Annotated in this window: 19 protein-coding genes; 11 read left to right on the top strand and 8 right to left on the bottom strand. The window is 64.9% G+C overall.

From position 1 onward, the window contains the following. Positions 1-4: 4 nt before the first annotated feature. Positions 5-913 (bottom strand): LysR family transcriptional regulator, encoded by a 909-nt coding sequence (locus AB4Y35_RS20100; protein WP_368687357.1) that lies wholly within the window; start codon positions 911-913, stop codon positions 5-7. 107 nt (positions 914-1020) lie between these two features. Between AB4Y35_RS20100 and mdlC the strand changes: the two genes are divergently transcribed. The 5 genes from mdlC to AB4Y35_RS20075 all read left to right on the top strand — a co-directional run bounded on the left by mdlC (position 1021) and on the right by AB4Y35_RS20075 (position 7896). Continuing rightward, positions 1021-2664 (top strand): benzoylformate decarboxylase, encoded by a 1644-nt coding sequence (gene mdlC / locus AB4Y35_RS20095; RefSeq protein WP_368705618.1) that lies wholly within the window; start codon positions 1021-1023, stop codon positions 2662-2664. A gap of 49 nt (positions 2665-2713) precedes the next feature. After that, complete coding sequence (locus AB4Y35_RS20090; protein WP_368705617.1) at positions 2714-4165, top strand: aldehyde dehydrogenase; 1452 nt, start codon at positions 2714-2716, stop codon at positions 4163-4165. A gap of 9 nt (positions 4166-4174) precedes the next feature. After that, positions 4175-5098 carry a ketopantoate reductase family protein gene (locus AB4Y35_RS20085; RefSeq protein ID WP_368705616.1) on the top strand — a complete coding sequence of 308 codons (924 nt, stop codon included), beginning with the start codon at positions 4175-4177 and terminating at the stop codon, positions 5096-5098. Positions 5099-5172: 74 nt separating this feature from the next. Continuing rightward, positions 5173-6570: an MFS transporter gene (locus AB4Y35_RS20080; RefSeq protein WP_368705615.1), complete on the top strand. Its 1398-nt coding sequence runs from the start codon at positions 5173-5175 to the stop codon at positions 6568-6570. Positions 6571-6759: 189 nt separating this feature from the next. Next, the gene (locus AB4Y35_RS20075; protein WP_368705614.1) at positions 6760-7896 is read left to right on the top strand and encodes a porin; all 1137 of its coding nucleotides are present in this window, start codon (positions 6760-6762) and stop codon (positions 7894-7896) included. An 80-nt stretch (positions 7897-7976) separates the two neighbouring features. On the opposite strand, the gene AB4Y35_RS20070 is transcribed toward AB4Y35_RS20075, so the two are convergent. Beyond that, positions 7977-9125, bottom strand: a complete 1149-nt coding sequence (locus AB4Y35_RS20070; protein WP_368705613.1) for a branched-chain amino acid ABC transporter substrate-binding protein — start codon at positions 9123-9125, stop codon at positions 7977-7979. A gap of 397 nt (positions 9126-9522) precedes the next feature. Between AB4Y35_RS20070 and AB4Y35_RS20065 the strand changes: the two genes are divergently transcribed. Next, positions 9523-10365 carry an intradiol ring-cleavage dioxygenase gene (locus AB4Y35_RS20065; protein WP_368705612.1) on the top strand — a complete coding sequence of 281 codons (843 nt, stop codon included), beginning with the start codon at positions 9523-9525 and terminating at the stop codon, positions 10363-10365. A gap of 69 nt (positions 10366-10434) precedes the next feature. Then, complete coding sequence (locus AB4Y35_RS20060; protein WP_368705611.1) at positions 10435-11025, top strand: methyltransferase domain-containing protein; 591 nt, start codon at positions 10435-10437, stop codon at positions 11023-11025. A gap of 144 nt (positions 11026-11169) precedes the next feature. Here AB4Y35_RS20060 and AB4Y35_RS20055 read toward each other — a convergent pair whose 3' ends face one another. Further along, on the bottom strand, positions 11170-11472 hold the full coding sequence (locus AB4Y35_RS20055) for a DUF4148 domain-containing protein (protein WP_368696195.1): 303 nt from the start codon (positions 11470-11472) through the stop codon (positions 11170-11172). A 306-nt stretch (positions 11473-11778) separates the two neighbouring features. Further along, a complete protein-coding gene (locus AB4Y35_RS20050) occupies positions 11779-12546 on the bottom strand; it encodes a sulfite exporter TauE/SafE family protein (protein ID WP_368705610.1) in 768 nt (255 codons plus the stop codon). Between the two features lie 91 nt (positions 12547-12637). On the opposite strand from AB4Y35_RS20050, the gene AB4Y35_RS20045 reads away from it, so the two are divergent. Then, entirely contained in the window at positions 12638-13519 is an 882-nt protein-coding gene (locus AB4Y35_RS20045) for a LysR substrate-binding domain-containing protein (RefSeq protein WP_368706119.1), read from the top strand. A 47-nt stretch (positions 13520-13566) separates the two neighbouring features. Here the strand turns inward: AB4Y35_RS20045 and AB4Y35_RS20040 are convergent, their stop codons facing one another. The 3 genes from AB4Y35_RS20040 to AB4Y35_RS20030 form a co-directional block, all read right to left on the bottom strand. Then, positions 13567-14139 carry an OsmC family protein gene (locus tag AB4Y35_RS20040; protein ID WP_368705609.1) on the bottom strand — a complete coding sequence of 191 codons (573 nt, stop codon included), beginning with the start codon at positions 14137-14139 and terminating at the stop codon, positions 13567-13569. Between the two features lie 46 nt (positions 14140-14185). Continuing rightward, entirely contained in the window at positions 14186-15118 is a 933-nt protein-coding gene (locus AB4Y35_RS20035; protein WP_368705608.1) for a hypothetical protein, read from the bottom strand. A 229-nt stretch (positions 15119-15347) separates the two neighbouring features. After that, positions 15348-16391 carry an AraC family transcriptional regulator gene (locus AB4Y35_RS20030; protein ID WP_368706118.1) on the bottom strand — a complete coding sequence of 348 codons (1044 nt, stop codon included), beginning with the start codon at positions 16389-16391 and terminating at the stop codon, positions 15348-15350. A gap of 466 nt (positions 16392-16857) precedes the next feature. On the opposite strand from AB4Y35_RS20030, the gene AB4Y35_RS20025 reads away from it, so the two are divergent. Next, the gene (locus AB4Y35_RS20025) at positions 16858-17037 is read left to right on the top strand and encodes a hypothetical protein (protein ID WP_368705607.1); all 180 of its coding nucleotides are present in this window, start codon (positions 16858-16860) and stop codon (positions 17035-17037) included. 152 nt (positions 17038-17189) lie between these two features. On the opposite strand, the gene AB4Y35_RS20020 is transcribed toward AB4Y35_RS20025, so the two are convergent. Then, a complete protein-coding gene (locus tag AB4Y35_RS20020; protein WP_368705606.1) occupies positions 17190-17480 on the bottom strand; it encodes a hypothetical protein in 291 nt (96 codons plus the stop codon). 246 nt (positions 17481-17726) lie between these two features. Between AB4Y35_RS20020 and AB4Y35_RS20015 the strand changes: the two genes are divergently transcribed. Together AB4Y35_RS20015 and AB4Y35_RS20010 are read left to right on the top strand one after the other, a co-directional pair. Next, positions 17727-19172 carry a DEAD/DEAH box helicase gene (locus tag AB4Y35_RS20015; protein ID WP_368705605.1) on the top strand — a complete coding sequence of 482 codons (1446 nt, stop codon included), beginning with the start codon at positions 17727-17729 and terminating at the stop codon, positions 19170-19172. A 368-nt stretch (positions 19173-19540) separates the two neighbouring features. After that, a complete protein-coding gene (locus AB4Y35_RS20010) occupies positions 19541-20416 on the top strand; it encodes a LysR substrate-binding domain-containing protein (protein WP_342919764.1) in 876 nt (291 codons plus the stop codon). Positions 20417-20419 lie beyond the last annotated feature (3 nt).

The following is a 20419-nucleotide window of genomic DNA, read 5'->3' as shown; positions in this document are numbered from 1 at the left end:
GCCGTTAGTGCGGCACCGCCGTCAGGGTGCGCAACTGCTCCAGCAGCTTCACCGCCGGGCTCGGCAGAATGCCGTGGCGCCGGCGAAACGCGGTGAGCGTGCGCCGGCCCTCGACTCCCGGCATGTCCAGGGTATCGAACACACCCGCCTTGCTTTCCGTGAGGTACATCGTCGATGCCATCCAGCTCAGGAACCCCGAGCGCGCCACGAGGCTCTTGAGCGCCGTGATCGAGCGCGTTTGCACCACCACGTTCGGCAGGCCCAGCCCTTGCGCCGCGAAGACCTGCTCCATGTGCTCGAACGGCGCCGTGCCGCGCGGCGGAATCGCCCATTGCTCGTTCAAGGTGTCTGCGAGCGTGAGGTCGGGTTTCGCGCGCAACGGATGATCGTGCGCCGCCACCACGTAGCTGGAATCCTCCCAGCGGCAATCGCCGATCGCTGCGATTTCGTCGGTATCGGGCACGGCCATGCTGAGCGCGAGATCGATCTCGCGTTTGACGAGCGCATCGGCGAGCCGGTCCCACACGCCTTCGAGAATCTCGACGCGCAGCCCCGGCCAGCGCCGCAGCACGCCGCTCACGGCGAGCGGCAGCACGAGGCTCGCAATGCTGCCCACCGCGCCCACGCGGATCGTGCCGCGCGCGAGGCCGCGCATGGCGTCGATTTCCTCGCGCGCCTGCTCGGCTTCGCGCTGCAGCAGGATGGCGTGCGGCAGGAGCGCCTCGCCCACGGCGGTGAGGTGCATGCCGCGCGAATGGCGCTCGAACAGCGGCGCGCCCACTTGCTCCTCGAGACGGCGGATCGCGCGCGAGAGCGCGGGCTGGGTCACGTGCAGCGTTTCCGCCGCGCGCCCGAGACTGCCTGCGGACACGATGGTCGCGAACGCCTGGAGTTGCTGGAGGTTGTAAGTCATGCCCAAAGGTAATGGCTTTTGGCGAAATCCGCAATTTTCGGTTACCTGCAGCGTCGCGATAATGATCCTCCATTGAACGACGCGCTTTTTTCGACAGGAGGCCTTGGATGACTGGCAGCGCGCCTCAGCAGAATCAGCAGAAGCAGGACACCACGGCGCCCGGCGGCGCTTATACCGTGCGCGACGCGGTCATCGACTTCGCGCGCCGCGTGGGCATGACCTCGGTCTTCGCGAACCCCGGCTCGACCGAGCTGCCCATGTTCCGCGACTTTCCCGCCGACTTCCGCTACGTGCTCGGCCTCCAGGAGGCGGTCGTGGTCGGCATGGCCGACGGCTATGCGCAGGCCACCGGCAACGCGGCGCTCGTGAACCTGCACTCGGCGGCGGGCGTGGGCAACGCCATGGGCAACCTCTTCACGGCGTTTCGCAACCGCACGCCGCTCGTCGTCACGGCGGGCCAGCAGGCGCGTTCGATCCTGCCGTTCGACCCGTTTCTCGCGGCCACCCAGGCCACCGAGCTGCCCAAGCCCTATGTGAAGTGGAGCATCGAGCCGGCGCGCGCGCAGGACGTGCCGCTCGCGATTGCGCGCGCCTATGCGATCGCCATGCAGGAGCCGCGCGGCCCGGTGTTCGTGTCGATTCCCGTGGACGACTGGGACCAGCCGGCCGAACGCGTGCCCGAGCGCGCGCTCGCGCACACCACGCGCCCCGAGCCCGCGATGCTGGCGAGCATCGGCGCAGCGCTCGACGCGTGCGCGCGCCCCGTCTTCGTGGTGGGCGGCGCGGTGGATCGCGCGGGCGCGGCCGACGAGGTGGTGCGGCTCGCGGAGCGCCATCGTGCGCGCGTGTTCGTCGCCCCCATGACGGGCCGTTGCAGCTTTCCGGAAAAGCATCCGCTGTTCGCGGGCTTTCTGCCGGCCATGCGCGAGCGCATCGTCGAGCTGCTCGGCGGGCACGATCTCGTGTTCGCGATCGGCGCGCCGGCTTTCACCTATCACGTGGAGGGCCACGGGCCGCACGTGCCGCCGGGCGCCGCGCTGTGCCAGTTGATCGACGATCCGAACACCGCCGCGTGGACGCCCGAGGGCATGGCCGCAGTGGGCAATGTGAGGCTGGGCGTGCTGGATCTGCTGGAGCGGCCCGCGCCGGCCGTCGAGCGTGCGATGCCCGCGCCGCGCGCCGTACCGCCCCGCGCCGTGCCGCCGGCTGAGCCGGGCGAGCGCATGTCGGTTGCCTATGCGCTGCAAACGCTCGCCGAAGTGCGCGACGCGGGCACGACCGTCGTCGAGGAAGCGCCCAGCTCGCGGCCGGTGATGCAGGCGTATCTGCCCTACGAGCGCCCCGGCACGTTCCTCACGATGGACAGCGGCGGCCTGGGCTACGGCATGCCCGCTGCCGTGGGCGTGGCGCTCGCAAGGCCTGGCGAGCGCGTGATCGCGCTGATCGGCGACGGCTCCAGCATGTACTCGATCCAGGCGATCTGGAGCGCGGTGCAGCTCGAGTTGCCGATTACCTTCGTCATCCTGAACAACACGCGCTACGCCGCGCTGCAGGACTTCGCGCCGGTGTTCGGTTTCGCGCCGACCGACCCGGTGCAGGGCACCGACCTGCCGGGGCTCGATTTCGTCACGCTGGCCGCGGGCATGGGCTGCCCCGGCGTGCGCGTGAGCGAGGCCGGGCCGTTACGCGATACGCTTGGCCGCGCGCTGGCCGGGCAGGGCCCGAAGCTGGTCGAGCTGCTCGTCGCCTGAACGGTGCGCGCGCAACCCATCGAATTCACGTAAAGCGAGGAAAAAGGACATGCAAACCGTAACGATGCTGATCGACGGCGAAGCGGTGCAGGCACGCAACGGGGCGACGTTCGAGCGCCGCAATCCGCTCGACGGTACGGTGGCGAGCCGCGCGCCCGCAGGCACAGTGGAAGATGCCGTGGCCGCCGTCGATGCCGCCGCCGCCGCATTTCCGGTGTGGTCGGCCATGGGCCCGAGCGAACGGCGTGCGTTGCTCACGAAGGCCGCGCACGCGCTCGAAGCCAAAGCCGAAGCGTTCGCCGCCGCGATGGCCGCGGAAACCGGCGCGTCGGGCATCTGGGCGGGCTTCAACGTGCATCTCGCGGCGGCGGGCCTGATCGAGGCCGCCGCGCTCACCACGCAGATCGGCGGCGAGCTGATTCCCTCCGACGTGCCCGGCAGCCTCGCCATGGGCGTGCGCCAGCCGGCGGGCGTCGTGCTCGGCCTCGCGCCGTGGAATGCGCCGGTGATCCTCGCGGTGCGCGCCATCGCGCTGCCACTCGCGTGCGGCAATACCGTCGTGCTGAAGGGCTCGGAGATCTGCCCGGCCACGCATGGTCTCATCATCGCGGCGATGCAGGAGGCGGGCCTGCCGCGCGGCACCGTCAACTTCGTGACGAATGCGCCCGCCGACGCGGCGCGCGTGGTCGAAGCCATGATCGCGCACCCGAAAGTGCGCCGCGTGAACTTCACGGGCTCCACGCGCGTGGGCCGCATCATCGCCGAAACCTGTGCGCGCCATCTGAAGCCATCGGTGCTCGAACTGGGCGGCAAGGCCCCGCTCGTCGTGCTCGACGATGCCGATATCGAAGCGGCGGCGCACGCGGCCGCGTTCGGCGCGTTCGCCAACTCCGGGCAGATCTGCATGTCGACGGAGCGCATCATCGTCGATGACAGCATTGCCGACGCCTTCGTCGCGCGTCTCGGCGAGCGCGCCCGCGCGCTGCCGCTCGGCGACCCGCGCAAGGGCCCGGTCGTGCTCGGCTCGGTGGTGGACATGAGCACCGTCGAGCGCTGCAACGCGCTGATCGACGACGCGCTCGCCAAAGGCGCGACCCTCGTCTGCGGCGGCAAGGCCGACAGCACGCTGATGCCCGCCACGCTGCTCGATCACGTCATGCCCGAGATGCGTCTCTATCACGACGAATCGTTCGGCCCCGTGAAGGGCATCGTGCGCGTGCGTGGCGAGGACGCCGCGATTGCCTGCGCGAACGACAACGCGTACGGGCTTTCGTCGGCCGTGTTCAGCCGCGATGCGGCGCGCGCGTGGCGCGTCGCGCAGCGCATCGAGTCGGGCATCTGCCACATCAACGGGCCGACCGTGCACGACGAAGCGCAGATGCCGTTCGGCGGCGTGAAGGAGAGCGGCTTCGGGCGCTTCGGCGGCAAGGCGGGCATTGCCGAATTCACCGAACTGCGCTGGATCACGCTGCAGACGGCGCCGCGCCACTATCCGTTCTAAGGGCGCGCCATGCATATCGCCATCCTCGGCGCGGGCGCGATGGGCTCGCTGTTCGGCGGCCTGCTCGCCGTTGCGGGCCATCGCGTCACGCTGCTCGACGTCGATGAAGCGCACCTGAAGGCGATCAACGAAACCGGTCTGCGGCTCACGACCGATGCGGGCGAGCGCGTCGTCACGAATCTCGAAGCGTTGCGGCCGGAGGCGGCGACCACGCCAGCCGATCTGCTGATCGTCTTCACCAAGACGCTGCACACGCAGGCGGCGCTCGGCGCGGCGCACGCCGTGCTCGGGCCGCAAACCGCATTGCTCTCGCTGCAGAATGGCCTCGGCAACACCGAGCGTCTCGCGCGGTTCGCGGACCCGGCGCGCGTGATGATCGGCGTGACGACCTGGCCCGCCGACAAGAACGGCCCTGGCCGTGTGAGTTCGCACGGGCAGGGCGTGATCCGCCTGATGAGCGCGGACGGTGCGGACTCGCCGATGCTTTCCTGCACGGTCCAGGCGCTCAACGACGCCGGCCTCGCCTGCAGCGCGGACGCCGATGTCTGGGCCGCGATCTGGGAGAAGGTCGCGTTCAACGCGGCGCTCAACAGCCTGTGCGCGGTGACGGGCTGCACCGTCGGCGAACTCACGAACGTGCCGGACGGCGAGGCGCTCGCGCTCAAGATCGTCGCGGAAGTCGCGGCGGTGGCGCACGCGCACGGCGTGGCCGTGAACGAAGCGGAGGTGGCCGACAACGTGCGGCATGCGCTCGCGCATCACCGCGCGCATCGGCCTTCGATGCTCCAGGACGTGCTCGCAGGACGCAAGACCGAGATCGAGGCCATCAACGGCGCGGTCGTCGAGGCCGCGCGCATGCGTGCGATCGCCGTGCCGAATACGGCGGCGCTGTTGCATCTCGTGCGCCTCGTCGATGCGAAGGAATCCGTATGAACCAGGTAGTCAACGTCGCGACACCATGACAAACGAATGACTGCGCGTCCACAGCGCAGCAAAGGAGACAATTCATGACGTATGCCACGCCCGCTCCCGCCTCGGGAGCGACGCCGCACGAGAGCGCCGCCATCGCCGGCGGCACGGTCGATATCGGCCGCACGCTCGACGAAGGCGCGTATTCCACGCTGCAGAAGTTCGCCGTGGTGCTGGCGGCCCTGTCGATCGTCGTCGACGGCTTCGACAGCCAGTTGATCGGCTTCGCGATCCCGGTGCTGATCAAGGAGTGGGGCATTACGCGCAATGCGTTCGCGCCCGTCGTGGCGGCGGGGCTGATCGGCATGGGCTTCGGCAGCGCATTCGCCGGCCTGTTCGCGGATCGCTTCGGACGCCGCTGGGCCGTGGTCGGCAGCGTGCTCGTGTTCGGCACGGCGACCTGCGCGATCGGCCTCGCGCCGAACGTGGCGGCCATCGCCGCGCTGCGCTTCATTGCCGGCTTCGGCATTGGCGGCGCGCTGCCGAGTTCGACGACGATGACGGCCGAATTCACGCCCGCGCGCTTTCGCACCTTCGCGGTGACGGCAACCATCGTGTGCGTGCCGCTCGGCGGCATGCTGGCGGGCATTTTCGCGGCGCAAGTGCTGCCGGTGTACGGCTGGCGCGGGCTCTTTTTCGCAGGCGGCGTGCTGCCCCTCGTGCTTGCGCTCGTGCTGCTCGTGGCGCTGCCCGAGTCGCCGCGCTTTCTCGCACGCCGTCCCAGGCGCTGGCCCGAACTCGTGCGCCTGCTCGGCCGCATGGCGCGCGAGGTTGCGCCGGACGCGGCGTTCACCGACGTGCGCGAGCAAAGCGCCGAAAAGCACGTGGGCTTCACGGCGCTCTTTCGCGACGGCCGCGCACGCGACACCGTGGCGATCTGGTGGGCGTTCTTCATGTGCCTGCTCGCCGTGTACAGCGCATTCAGCTGGCTGCCCGCCATGCTGACGAGCGAAGGCCTGAGCGTCTCGCTCGCCGGTTACGGGCTGAGCGCGTACAACCTGGGCGGCGTGATCGGCGCGTTGCTGTGCGCGCTCGCCATTGCGCGCTTCGGCTCGCGCGGGCCGCTCCTGCTGTGCTGCGCGGGCGGCGCGGCGAGCGCCTGGGTGATGCTCGGCGTGGGCGCGACCCAGCACACGGGCTTGCTCATCGCGGGTCTCGGCCTGCACGGGCTGTTCGTCAATGCGGTGCAATCGACCATGTACGCGCTGTGTGCCTATGTCTACCCAACGGGCGTGCGCGCGACGGGCACGGCCTCGGCGCTGGCGTTCGGCCGCGTGGGCGCGATCCTGAGCGCGTTTGCCGGCGCGGTGGTGATTACCGCAGGCGGCGCGGCAGGCTATCTGACGATGCTCGGCGCAGCCATGGCGCTGGTGCTGATCGCGCTGGCCATGGTTGGCCGTCATATCCCGAAGCGCGCGGGACAGCAGCGGATTTGACCCATTCCTGAGACCGGGCGATGGCGCGGACCCGCGCCATCACGTCCGGTCGGCCAGTTCTTTCAATCAAGAGTCCTAAAAAACGACACGTAACAAGGCTGCGTGTCGCCTTTTCACGCGTCGAATCGACAACAACGTCCGGCTCGCGGCGAATCCGCGAGACCGGAACACCAGGAGAACACGGAGATCATGAAACTTCGGATCGCAGCAGGGCTGGCCTGCGCGGGCCTCAGCGCGTCGGCGTTCGCGCAGGGCAGCGTCACGCTTTACGGCATCGTCGATACCGGCGTCGAATACGTCTCGCATGCGAACGCGGCGGGTGACAGCGTGGTGCGCATGCCCGGCATTACCGGCGAGATGCCTTCGCGCTGGGGCGTGCGCGGCAGCGAGGGGCTGGGCGGCGGGTGGTCAACGATTTTCGCGCTGGAGAGCGGCTTCAACATGCGCGGCGGCACCTTGAACCAGGGCGGCCGGCTGTTCGGGCGCCAGGCGTGGGTGGGCATGAGCAGTCCCTACGGCAGCCTGACGTTCGGGCGTCAGTACACCATGACGTTCTGGGCGATCGCCGACGCCGATCTGCTCGGACCGGACATCTACGGCGGCACGGCTTCGTTCGACCAGTACCTGCCGAGTTCGCGCAGCGACAACACGATCGTCTACAAGGGCAGCTACGGCGGCTTCACACTCGGCGCGACGTGGTCATTCGGACGCGATTCGGCCGGCACCGGCAATTCGCCGGGCCAGGGCACCTGCGCGGGGCCCGTGCCGGGCAGTTCGCAGTCTTGCCGCGAATGGTCGGCGATGCTGCGCTACGACCGCAATGGCTACGGCGTCGCCGCTGCCTATGACGAACAACGCGGCGGGCCCGGCGCGGCGGCGAACCTGTACGACGGCACGCCGACCTTCGCACTGACGAACCCGGGCGACACCGACGTGCGCATCCAGCTCAACGGCTACGGCCATATCGGCGCGCTGCGCATCGGCGGCGGCTGGCTGGGCAGGCGCGTCGACACGGTTTCGGCTGAAACGCCCAACGTGCATTCGGACCAGTTCTATCTCACGGCACAGTATCCGGTGACGGCGGCCTTTATCGTCGATGGCGGCGTGTACCGCATCGTCAACAGCGACCACGACACGCGCGGCACGATTGCGGCGCTGCGCAGCACGTATCAGCTTTCCAAGCGATCAGCCGTTTATCTGCAGGGCGCGTATTTGTGGAACAGCGCGAAGGCGGCCTATACGGTGAGCCAGGGCGGCGGCGGCACGACGCCCGCAGCGGGGGCGGGGCAACTGGGGATCATGGCGGGGATCCGGCACAGCTTCTAGGAATGCGGCGACCGGTGGCGGTGCCATCCCGCACTTTGTACGCGGACCTCGCCTGAACGAGGCGAGGTCCGCGTGGGCGATCAGAGACCGCTTACCGTCTTGACCGTCACCCACTGGCCGTTCTTCACCTGATAGACCGTGGACGAACCGTTCTTGAGCGAGCCATTCGCGTTGTACTCGATATGGCCGGTAATGCCGTCGAAGGCGATGCTTTGCATCTTCGTGCGATAGTCGTCGGGCTTGGTCGAATTGGCGGCCTGCATCGCCTTGATGGCGGCCCACGCCGCGTCGTAGCCGAACGGCGCGTAAGAGAGCACGTCGACGCCATACTTCTGCTTGAAGCGGTCGGCGAACTTCGCGCCGACCGGCGTGCTGTCGAGCGGCCGGCCGTACTCCCACGCCATGGCGCCTTCGGACACGTCGCCCGCGAGTTTGACGAAGTCCACATCCTTCACGCCGCCGCCGCCCACGTACTGCGCCTTGATGCCGAGTTGGGCCATCTGTTTCATGATGCCGGCCGCCTGCGGGTTGAGGGCGCCCACGAAAATCAGATCGGGGTTCTTGCTCTTGATGTTCGTGAGCTGCGTCTTGAAGTCCGTCGCCTGGTTCGTCGTGTACTCGCGGTCGACGATCTCGCCGCCGTGCGCTTTGACGGCCTTCACGAACTCGTCGGCTTCGCCCTGGCCAAAGGCCGTGCGGTCGTCGATGACGGCGATGCGTTTGGCCTTCGTCGTCGTGACCGCGTAGGCGCCCGCGGTGCCCGCGTTTTGCGCGTCGCTCGAGATCACCATGAAGATGTTCTTGAAGCCGCGGCCGCTGATGACCGGGTTCGTGGCGGCCGGATCGATGTCGGGCAGGCCCGCCTTTTCGTACAGCTCGGAAGCGGGAATGGTCGTGCCCGAGTTGAAGTGGCCGACGACGACCGAAACGCCTTCGTCCACGAGCTTTTGCGCGACCTGCACGCCCACGCGCGGGTCGGCCTGATCGTCTTCGGCGACGAGTTCGAACGAGACGGGCTGACCGTTGATTTTGACGCCTTGCGCCTTGGCGTCGTCGAGGGCCATCTTGACGCCGTTTTCCAGGTCCTTGCCGTAACTGGCGTTCGGTCCGGTGAGCGGCGCGGCAAAACCGATTTTAACGACGGTATCCGCGCGCGAGGCGAGCGGTGCAACAGCGAGAAGTGCTCCAGCGGCAACTGCGATAGGGGTAAGAGTCTTCGCAAAACGCATGTTGTTTCCTTTGTCGGCAAGCATGGGTTCACTGCTGTGGCGTGCATACCGGCCGGGCGCGCCCGCGTTGTCTGCTTCGCGCGGTCGGCGGCCGGTTCACGACTCTCTTGTTCGCGTCGACTGCGGGTTGGGCTCCTCCAGAATGGGCGTGGAATCGATCGAACCGCCCCGCACGCAAGACGCCGGGGCGAGACGCTGAGAGCGACTATAGGAAGCCAATATCGCTTCGTCTTGACCGTTCACGACGGCTTCCATGCGCATTTCTGCATAGCCGGGCAAATCGGGGCAATCAGGGCAAGTACGCCCTGCCGGCGCGAAATAAGGCGTAATAGAAATGTAATCGACATGCGCGCCGGCTCCGGTAAAGTCCCGCCATCACGCGCAATGCAGCACAACAATGACATCACGCCTGTCACGACGAGAATTCATCAAACTGACGATCGCGGTCGGCACGACTGTCGCGTCCATCGATACGAGCCCTGCGGCCTTCGCGAGCGCCGCGCCTTGCCGGCTCACGCCCGAGCAGGAAGTCGGCCCTTACTGGATCGACGGAGACCTCGTGCGCCGCGACATCCGGGAGGGCAGGCCGGGCTTGCCGTTGACGCTCGATATCGCGCTCACCGATGCGAGAACGTGTGCGCCGCTCGTTGGCGCCGCGGTCGACATATGGCAATGCGATGCAATGGGCGTCTATTCGGGCTACACGAAGATGGAACTGCCGCCCCCGCCCGATTTCGATCCGAAGGCGCCCGGCCGCCCGTCGGCAGGGCTGCCCCCTGGTCCGCCGCCCATGACGCCGCCCACGCTGCGGCCCACCGACCACCAGACCTTCCTGCGCGGCATTCAGCACACCGATCGCGCGGGCATCGTCACGTTCGAGACCATCGTGCCGGGCATCTATCCCGGGCGCACCAACCACATCCATTTCAAGGTCCGCACGGCAAGCGCGTCGCAACCGCAGCGCACGCACGTTTCGCACGTCGGCCAGGTCTTCTTGCCGGAATCGTTGATGGTGACGCTGATGCAACTCGATCCGTATCGCAGCCACGCGATCCAGCGGACCACGCAGAGCGAAGACCCGGTATTCGTCGATCAGTCCGGCTCGTCGATGATCGCAAGCGCGCGCCCTATTGCCGTTGATGGCCGCTTAACCGGGTTGCGTGCACGCGTGAGTGCGGTGGTCGATCCCGATGCGCAGCCTCAGCCGGTCGAACCGCTTCCGGGGCCTCCCGCGCACTGATCAAGACCGCACCGGGAGAGTGGCTGCGAAGCTGGCCCAGGAGGCGCTGATAGACTTCTCGCATGCGACATGGGAGAAGCGATCGTGGGTGCGTTCGAGCGTGTTTTGATGCGAGCATTCGGTCGACCCGAAGGCATCCTCGGCCGGCTCGGCGGCACAGTCATGGCAAGGCTGAACCAGCCGTGCGCGGCCTGGGTGATCGGCCTTCTCGAGATTCGGCAACACGACCGCGTGCTTGAAATCGGCTTTGGGCCTGGCGCGGGTATTCAGCTTCTCGCTGCAACGGTACCCTCGGGGCATGTTGACGGCATCGATCCATCACAGGAAATGCTGGCGCAAGCCACAGCCCGGAATGCCGTTGCAATCGCCCGCGGCCGGGTCGGTCTGCGAATCGGCTCAGTGGAGCGGTTGCCATTCGAGGCCAGCACCTTCGACAAGGTGCTGGCCATCAACTCCATGCAGGTTTGGCCGGACGCCGAAACCGGCCTGGCCGCGATACGGCGCGCCATGAAAGCCGGGGGTGCCGTCGCGCTCGGTTTCACCACTTATTCGGGCCAACAGCCGGGCGGATTGATCGAACGACTAACCGCCGCTGGCTTCGTCGAAGCGAAGCTGGTCGAAACAGAGAAGGCTTTTTGCGTGCTCGCTGTCAAGCCATGAGCACACGTAACGGACCAGGAGCAGGCGTTGGCCTCTTCCTTTCGGGCTCCTGAACGGCGCGAAGCGCATGGCACGACGCTCCACGCCGCCCCGGGGAGAGACGGCATGCTCTCCAATCGCCCAACCTGGTCAGACGAAAAGGGCTTATGACCCGCCAAAGAACACCGGCTTCATCCCAGTCGGGCTGGCCGGATGGCCCATCTGCGACGAGCCGTTCATTGCAGGGCCGTAGCCGCTACCCTGCCCGGCGGCGCTAGCGTCGGCGGCCGGCATACCGGAGGGAAAGTCGACGGTATTCGCATTGGCCGGATTGAAGCCGGCTTGCTGAAGCTGGGCGATCTCGCCCTGCACTTGCGCGCGCGTCAGCCCCGCATCCGACTGCGCCAGCGATGCAACTGGCACAGCCATGACGGCGACCGCGCAAACTGTGTGGACTAGCGTCTTCATAATGGCCCACCTCCGGGTTAGTGACACCGGCTGACTCGTGCTGCAAACGGCCCGCTCATCCGAACCCTGGTTCGACCCCTTGCCAGTCTTTGCAGCGCTAAAGCGTTATCGTTGTCGTCTATTCCGATCGTATGCGCGAGTGATCGTTTTGACCTCCATCATTTGATGGAGGCTCTCGAAAAGCGGCGGCGAATCGATACCCAGGGCGTTACTGCCGAGGCCTGCGGAACTGTGCCGCGAGACTGGCCAGGATGGCCAGTGTTCCCACCGTTTCCAACAAGGCGCAGAGCATGGTGTCCTCACTCTTTAGCGATGCTGCAGCAGGGGCGCGTAGGTTTTCACGAAGAACGCCAGCGTGATGCAGGAGGTGACAAGCAGCGTGACGGCGCGAATGACGCGCGGCGGCGTCCGGCGCCCGAGCCGGGCGCCGCTGTATCCCCCGATGATTGCGCCCACGAGCATGACCAGCGTCTCCGGCCAGTGCACTGCGTTGGCCACGATGAACGCAAGTACCGCCACCATGTTCGCCGCACTGACCAGCAGCGTGCGCGGCGCGTTGAGATGCTTGATGTCGGAATTGTCGAGCAGTCCCCATATCGCAATCATCATGATCCCGACCGCGCCACCAAAGTAGCCGCCATAGACGCCGAGCATGAACTGCACAGCCAGTACCGCGTTCGCGTGAATGTGCCAGCGTGCGCGCAACGCCTCGCCAATGCGCCGCCCGAACGCGAGCGCGATGGACGCAACCAGAAGCAGCCATGGCAGCACGAACGTGAACGCTGCCGATGACGTCCCCAGCAACAGCAGCGCGCCGGCAAGGCCGCCGCAGAGCGTCGTCGCCAGCAGCGCGCGAAGCGGCACGGTGCCCACCGGGCGCAGTCCGTCGCGATAGGCCCACGCGCTGGCCAGGCCGCCCGGGAACAGCGCGACCGTGCTCGAAGTGTTCGCTTGAACCGGAGGCACGCCCGCGGCAATCAGCGCCGGCAAGCTGACGAACGAGCCGCCCCCTGCCAGCGCATTCATCGCGCCAGCCGCCAATCCAGCGGAAAAAACTAAAGCCATCGAGTTCATGGAAGCGATGTTAGTCGCCGCGCCGGGTTCTCACAATCTGGCATTTCCGGTGCTAGACTTCGGAAATTCCGAAGAGATGACACTTGATGCTATGCGCTTCGACTTGACGGATATGCGGCTGTTCCTGAGCGTGGTGGAATGCGGGAGCCTGACACAAGGTGCCCGCACGATGCATCTGGCGCTCGCCTCGGTGAGCGAACGCATTGCCAGCATGGAGGCGGCATTGGGTGCGCCGTTACTGGAGCGCAACCGCCGTGGCGTGCGCACGACCGCTGCAGGCGACGCGCTGGTTCGCCATGCCCGTTCGATTTTGGGCCAGGTCGAAATGATGCGCGGCGAACTGCGAACCTACGCAACGGGCTTGAAAGGCCGCATCAGGCTGCTATCCAACACCGCCGCCATGGCGGCGTTCCTGCCGCCGCAGCTTTGCCGATTTCTGGCCGCGCATCGCGACCTGTCGATCGACCTGGAGGAGCGGCCCAGTGCGGAGATCGTCCAGATCCTCGTGGACAGGCGCGCGGATCTGGGCGTCGTTGCGGACATAACGGACCTCGGCACGCTGCAGACGCATCTGATCGCCCGTGACCAGCTCGTCGTGGTCGTCGGCCAGTCGCATCGTTTCGCCCAGCAAGCGGACGTCGCCTTTGCCGATATCCTCGGTGAGCCCATCGTGGGCGTGGCGGACACGGCGCTCGAAACCCATCTCGCGGAACGTGCGTCGCGCCTGGGACGCCAGCTCGACTACCGCATTCAGTTGCGCAACATCGAACATGTGGCCATGCACGTCGAAGCCGGGATCGGCATTTCGATCCTTTCCGCTGGGCTCGCCGGGAAACTCCGCAGCGACGTGGTGGTGCTGCCGCTGGCGGAGGCGTGGGCGACGCGGCGGCTCTATCTCTGTGCGCGCGACTTCGCCGCCCTCACTCCGCACGCGGGCCTGCTCGCGCAGCAATTGCGGCAGGGCGCGCCGTAGACACGATGCATCGGGAGGACTCGCCGCGCGGCGCCCCATGTTGCCATTCACTCGACCACGAGCGTCGATTTCAACCCAACCGCATTCGCGAGGTTGTAGACGTTCGGCGACGTCGCCATCACCGCCTCATGCACTTGCGCGAATTGCTCCTTCGTACCGTCTCCCCTGATACGAACGGTGTAGCGCAAACTCTCGTAGCCGTTCGCGATCTGCGCGTCGAGTCCGAGAAATCCCCTCAGATCGATGTCGCCCTCGGTTTCGATCTCGAGCGATTGCAGTGTGATCCCGCGAAGGGCGCATTGCGCGACATAGCCCACCGTCATGCATGCGTTCAACGCCGCAATAAGATGCTCCTGAGGATTTGCGAATCGATTCGAACCGCCGAGTTCGCAAGGCTCGTCGATATCGATCGTGAAACGGCGCGGCACCTGCTGGCCACCCATTGAAAATCCTTCGACCGCCGAGCGACTGCGCGTCTGGCCCAGCCAGGCAGTCGCGACTCGCCAGCTGGTCGCCGCTTTCGACGCATCGCGCCTGACGTCTTCGACGAGCGCAAGCAGATCGTCGACGTTGAGGCCGTTGACGATGTGCGTGTCAGTCGACTGTGCATTGGCATTCATGTTTCACTCTCCTTTCGCTGATTGCTGCATTCATGTCCGGCTTTGCTCAATGCAATGTGGCGAGCGCAGCCCGGATACGCACCCCCTGCTCTTCGGAGACGAGCCGATCGAGCACCTGCGCGAAATGGGGATGATGCATGCCGGAATGGATGTACTGCCAACGGTATGCGTGATGGAAATTCGCTTCGATCGAGGCGGCTTCGGCCTCGCCGAAGGCACGCCCGCAGTTCGCAATGAAATAGCGCGAATCCGCTGCCGCCTGCACGCGCAAAATGCCGTCGATCGCAACCACCAGGTCAATGAATTCATTGACCGCATCGTCGCGCGCCGCTTCCGTCAGCGTGGCGTCGTGCCGTTTCCATTCGAGTTCGTCGAGAATCGCGTGCTGACTCTCTTCCTTCCAGTGATAAAGAAAGACATTCCTGAACAGTTCGGATAGCTGATCGTCTGCATGAATGCTCTGTCGGTAGTGAATCTGCGTGAAGAGTTCGATATGCAGCGTCATGGCCTGCACGGCCCAGGTGCTTTTGCCGAGAACCACGGCGGCAATCGCGTCAGGATCGACGTCGAAGCGATAACCGGGAGGCAGCGTTTCGCCGATCATACTTTCGATGCGTCGAAAGAGCGCCTGGTGTTTGAGTTCTTCATCGCTGAAGCGCACGAGCGCTTCGAGCGCCACCTGATCACCCAGCCAGTAGTCGCGGCTCACTTCCAGCACCTTGGCGTTGATGAAGCGCTCGACCAGTCCGAACACGTTCGCGTAGGTGCGCCCCTGAATCTGGCTGACGAAGCGCTTCTCGTGCTCCGAGAGCAGGGTGAAATCCGGCACCAGCGAGAGTCCGTCTGGCAAATACTTCTGCGACATGTCGAAGGTACGGCCGCCAATCACGTCACGGTCGATGTCCCAATTGACCATTTTCGAAGCCCGAATGCATCGGGCGTAGCGATCGCGATCGGACGGGCGCAATACTGCGTTCATGGAGATTCTCCCAATATGGACCGTGATGCGGTCCCGCGTTGAGTGTCGATTCACCCGGCAGGGCCAGTCGGACGATCTGGCATTCGGGCACGCTCAATTTACGATTGGGAGTCTTGAAGTTCTATGATCGAGTCGCCGAACGAATTGACTGAAACGCCTTATTGACTCATTGATGCACACTTCGAACCAGGAGAAGTTATCGTGACCGCACTGCGTTTCGAAAGATGCGTCACTGATCCGGCAATGCCACAGCACCACTCGTACGTTCCAGGTGCTGCGCTGATGCCGCCACGCCGCTAGTCTTTTCTTTGTTCTTGCGCCAGCCTGCGGGCGGCATGCCGAATTCACGTCTGAACGCACGGCTGAACGCGGCTTCCGATTCATAGCCGATCTGTTCCGCAACCGCGGTGAGCGGCTTGCTACCGGTGAGAAGTTCGTGCGCCGCAATCTGCATGCGCCATCTCGCGAGGTATTGCATGGGCGGCTGCCCGAGAAGTTCGGTGAAGCGCTGCGCCAGGGCGGAACGCGACAAGCCCACTTTGCGCGCAAGCTCATCGACGGTCCACGGATAGGCCGCCTGCGCATGAAGCAACGAGAGCGCACGTCCAACGTAGCGATCGCGCACGCCGGCCAGCCACCCGGTCTGGTTCTCAGGCAGCGCTTCAATACAGCTACGGATCGCTTCGACAAACAGCAGTTCCGATAGCCTGGCAAGCACAATCGTGCCCCCAGCGCGTGATTCGGCTGCTTCAGCGGCCGCAAGTTTGAGAGAAGACTCCAGCCATGCCGCACGCGGATCCTGGCGCATGTCGATCTTGAAGAGTCGCGGCAATGATGAGAGCAGCGGATTGTTCAACGTATCGTCGCAAGCCAGAAAGCCGCACACGATGCGCGTCGCCGCGCCGCCGCCGCCATGGGACAGCGTCATCACTTCACCGGGCGCTGCCGCCATCTGTCCGGCCAGCAGCGAGTCCGACGGCACGGGCGAAAGATCGATCGCGCTGCCGATGATGTGCGTTTCACCCTGAGGCACCACGATCAGTTCTCCGGCGTGGACGTGAATGGCCGAACCGGGATCGTCGGACAGCTTCACCCAGCAATTCCCCTCGACGACCAGATGATAGGAAACGACACGCTCGGAAGCCGGCAAATACGCGCCGCAGAGCGATGCGTCGGTGCGGCCGATCAAACACCACGGCGCGGTGAATGCCCCGTTCAGAAACACGGCGCCGCTCAGACGAACAGCGCGCAGTACATCGGAGACAGCATCCATGGATAGCTCGCGTGAAATGCGCATTCCCGGGCGAGAAATCTGGCGCCGGTCGTTCGTCGCCATGGCCGAGCGCTACATCTTATACCCGCGAATTCATTTGATGACAGTCTCCTTACTGATGATTTCGCCATGCTTAATGAAGCACTTCGCGTGTCTCCCAGCGAACTGATCGCGTGCTTGCTTCATCTGGATGACCTGGCGTCATTGAGGGCGTCCGGCAACGGACACGCGACGCGGCGGCGAGAAGTGGACGATCGGTCAAGAAAGATCGACGTCCGGGCAGGACGGCAATGGCTTGCCGCAGGCAGAGTTCATCACAGGAAGGAACATCGCTGATCAGCCTCACGCGTACTTCGCAATCAACCCTTCCTTGGAGCCTGGAAGTTAGTCGCGTCACCCACCTTGCACGAATCGGTTCACGCACCGTGAGTCGCCGCTTCGGGCAATACGATAGCGTGAGATACCGATGAAACGCCTGATAAGCCGTGCGATGTACCACCCGATCATTGCGTTATCCGTTTTCTATCTGGCCGAAGTCATGCATCACGTCGACTACAGCGTCTTTGGCGCGCTGCTGGTTCTGGCCGCGAAAACGACCTCGCGTGTTTTAAGTGCGATCAGTCGCGATAGTGGATCGACTGGGTAAAACGCAGTCGTACGCCCAAAGCTGCCGCCGGATCGACGTTCGACTGACGGGCGGATAGTGGTCGGATGCTGCCCTTTATCATGCGAGGCACTTCCGAGACGATCTGGCCCGATTCGTGACTATCGATATCGCAGACACGCAATGATGCGTGGTCAGGCGAGCACAACCTCGGCAAGGAACGTCGCGAAGTAGTCGTCGTCCAGCCATCCTGAAACGTGCTTTGACGCTTCGATGCGCTGGATTTCGCTCTGTCCTTTATCCGTCAGGACGGCGATCCGCAATGTGGGGAGATACTTCGTACTGGGGGGAGGTTTCTGGTCTACGGTCTGGATCAAACCCTGCGCGCGAAGCAACGTGAAGATTGCCGGTCGCTTGTGCCACGGTATTTGTCGATGCAAAGCAAGTCGAAGAGCTTCTAGTACAGCGCCATTGTTGAATTCCATGAGGATCCTTCTGGTGTTCGACTGAAACGTCCTGCTGGCTCTGGGTACCTACAGTAGCACATGAAGCGGTTCTGTACGATGACACACCAATACGGAACCTTTCATGTCCAGCGATGATGCCGGCGCGGCGCGCGGCACCGCTACGTTATTCAGCGGTGTTCACAGCGATCTTCTCGACCATCGAAGCTGCGCGGCGAAATCAGCGCGGCAACCGCTAAAATTGCGGTTTTAGCCCGGAATATGCCAATGTCCTTTGCCTCGCTTGGCCTGATCGAACCCTTGCTGCGTAACGTGCAAGACCTCAATTACCAGACACCTACGCCGGTGCAGGCCAAGGCGATTCCTGCCGTGCTCAGTGGCAAGGACGTCATGGCTGGGGCACAGACCGGCACTGGCAAAACGGCGGGTTTTGCGCTGCCGCTGCTGCAACGGCTGGTGCAACACGGCCCGGCGGCGTCCAGCAACCGCGCGCGCGTTCTGGTGCTGGTGCCCACGCGTGAACTGGCTGAGCAAGTGCTGCAAAGCTTTATCGCTTACGGCAAAGGCCTCGACTTGCGATTGCTGGCCGCCTACGGCGGCGTGAGTATCAACCCGCAGATGATGAAGCTGCGCAAAGGCGTCGACGTGCTCGTTGCCACGCCGGGCCGTTTGCTGGATCTCAATCGCCAGAACGCCGTGCAGTTTGATCAGGTGCAAACGCTGGTGCTGGACGAAGCCGACCGCATGCTGGATCTGGGCTTTGCGCGCGAGCTCAACGCCGTCTTTGCTGCCTTGCCGGTTCAGCGCCAGACCCTGCTGTTCTCCGCCACGTTTACCGACGATATCCGCGCCATGGCGGCGGGCATTCTGCGTAGCCCCGTCAATATCAGCGTCAGCCCGCCCAATGCCACGGCCAGCAAGATCAAGCAGTGGGTGGTGCCGGTGGATAAAAGGAACAAGCCTGACCTCTTCATGCACCTCGTGGCAGAGAACAACTGGGAGCACGCGCTGGTGTTCGTCAAAACCCGCAGTGGCGTCGATTATCTGGCGGCCATGCTGGATGAAGCGGGCTATGCGGTCGACACCATCCATGGCGACAAACCGCAACCCGCGCGCCTGCGTGCGCTGGAGCGCTTCAAGACGGGCGAAGTCAATATGCTGGTGGCCACCGATGTGGCTGCGCGCGGGCTCGATATCGACGACCTGCCGCTGGTGATCAACGTCGATCTGCCGATCGTGGCGCAAGACTACGTGCACCGTATTGGCCGTACCGGCCGCGCGGGCGCCAGCGGCGTGGCGGTGTCGCTCGTCTGTGCCGACGAAGCGCCGCAACTGGCCGCGATTGAAGCGCTGATCCGGCAAACGCTGCCCCGTGAAGAAGAGCCGGGTTTTGAAGCCGAACACCGCGTGCCGCAAACCAGCGCGACGGGCCAGCTCATCAAGAAACCCAAAAAGCCCAAGAAGCCCAAAGTGCCGCAAGCTGCGCCGGGTGCCATGCAGGTGCCCGGCAAAAAACCGCTCCCGCAGAGTGGGGAAAACAAGCGCAAGCCTGCGGCGCAGCGCGTTGTTGCCGCGGGTAAGGACACGAGTTTCACGAGCGGTAGCCCATTCAGCGTGCAGAAGCCGCGCAGCAAACCCGCCACCAAGCCAGCTGCGGGTTCACGCAAGCCGGCTGGCAAACCCGCTGGTGGCCGCGGTAAACGCCAACCCTGATCCGTTGGGATGAGCAACGCCGGCACAACCGGGCTCAGCGCGGCCAGTGCCTGCGAGAGACGACAGCGAAGCTTACGGCGATCGCACCTGCCGCCGCGCGAAGCGGTGCCTCGTGCGTCACGTCGCCGAAGCGAGAACGGCGAGTGCGCCCTTTGCGCGAATCGGAGTTGCTGACCAGGGGCGTATTGGATTCGCTGACGACCGCCGGGTTGCCGGTGGCCTCGGATTCAGGGGCTGCGTGGGGGCCGTCAGCCGGCAAGGTTCGAATTGGCATTGCGGATGATTCTCGAGAAGGATATGTCCGTATTGAACTCCCCGCCGATCGATCAGTAAAATGAATGTTCTTACCAGTACGATTACTTTTCCGAATGGAACTGAAATTACTGAGGACGTTTCTGACGGTGACCGAGCTGCGCCATTTCAGCCGCGCGGCGGATGCGCTGCATATGAGTCAGCCGGCACTCAGCAAGCAGATCGGTGCGTTGGAGGCGAGCCTCGGTGGCAGGCTGTTCGAACGCGGTCGGCACGGTGCGCAGCTCACGCCATTCGGCGAGACGTTCCTGTCCGATGCACAGGCGCTCGTACGCGACGCCGATGAAATCCTGTTGCGCGCGCGAGAAGCGAGCAGCGGCCGGCACGGCCATCTGCGCCTCGGGATCTGCCTGTCCGTACTGACGATTGTGCCGAAGCTCATCGCCGATTTTCGAGAGCAGCATCCCGCTGTCACCGTCACCCTGAGCGACCTCTCTTCCGCCGAGCAAACGCGCCGTCTTCTGGCGGGCAAGCTGGATGCCGGCTTCCTTCGCTTGCCCGCCGCGGATGGTCTCTCGTCGTTCAAAGTCGTAGACGAGGGACTTGCACTCGCATTGCCGCCGCACCTTCGGTACACACGCCTTCCGGCGAATCTCGACGCGCTCAATGAAACCGGCTTCATCTCGCTAGTGCGTGCACGCGGGCCGGGGCTCGCTGCACAGATCGACCGATGGTGCATCGAGCACCGCTTCGTGCCGAAGGTGACGCAGCAGGCCGAAGACATCCAGTCGGTCCTGACTTCGGTCGCCGCGGGCGTGGGCATTGCGTTCATTCCCTCTCGCGCACGACACCTGCTGCGGGATGCTACGGTACTGCCGCTTCATGGCAAAAACGCGAAGTGGCGCGTGGGACTCGCATGGCCTTCCATGCGCGAAGATCCGGTTACGGCGCGCTTTGTTGCGTTCTTGCGCGCCGCAATGAAAGGTGCGTAATGG

It is taken from the genome of Paraburkholderia sp. EG286A (genome assembly GCF_040965375.1).
In the GTDB taxonomy this organism is placed as follows: Bacteria; Pseudomonadota; Gammaproteobacteria; order Burkholderiales; family Burkholderiaceae; genus Paraburkholderia.
The sequence above is the reverse complement of the archived record's forward strand: the minus strand, read 5'-3'. Positions and strand labels throughout refer to the sequence as shown.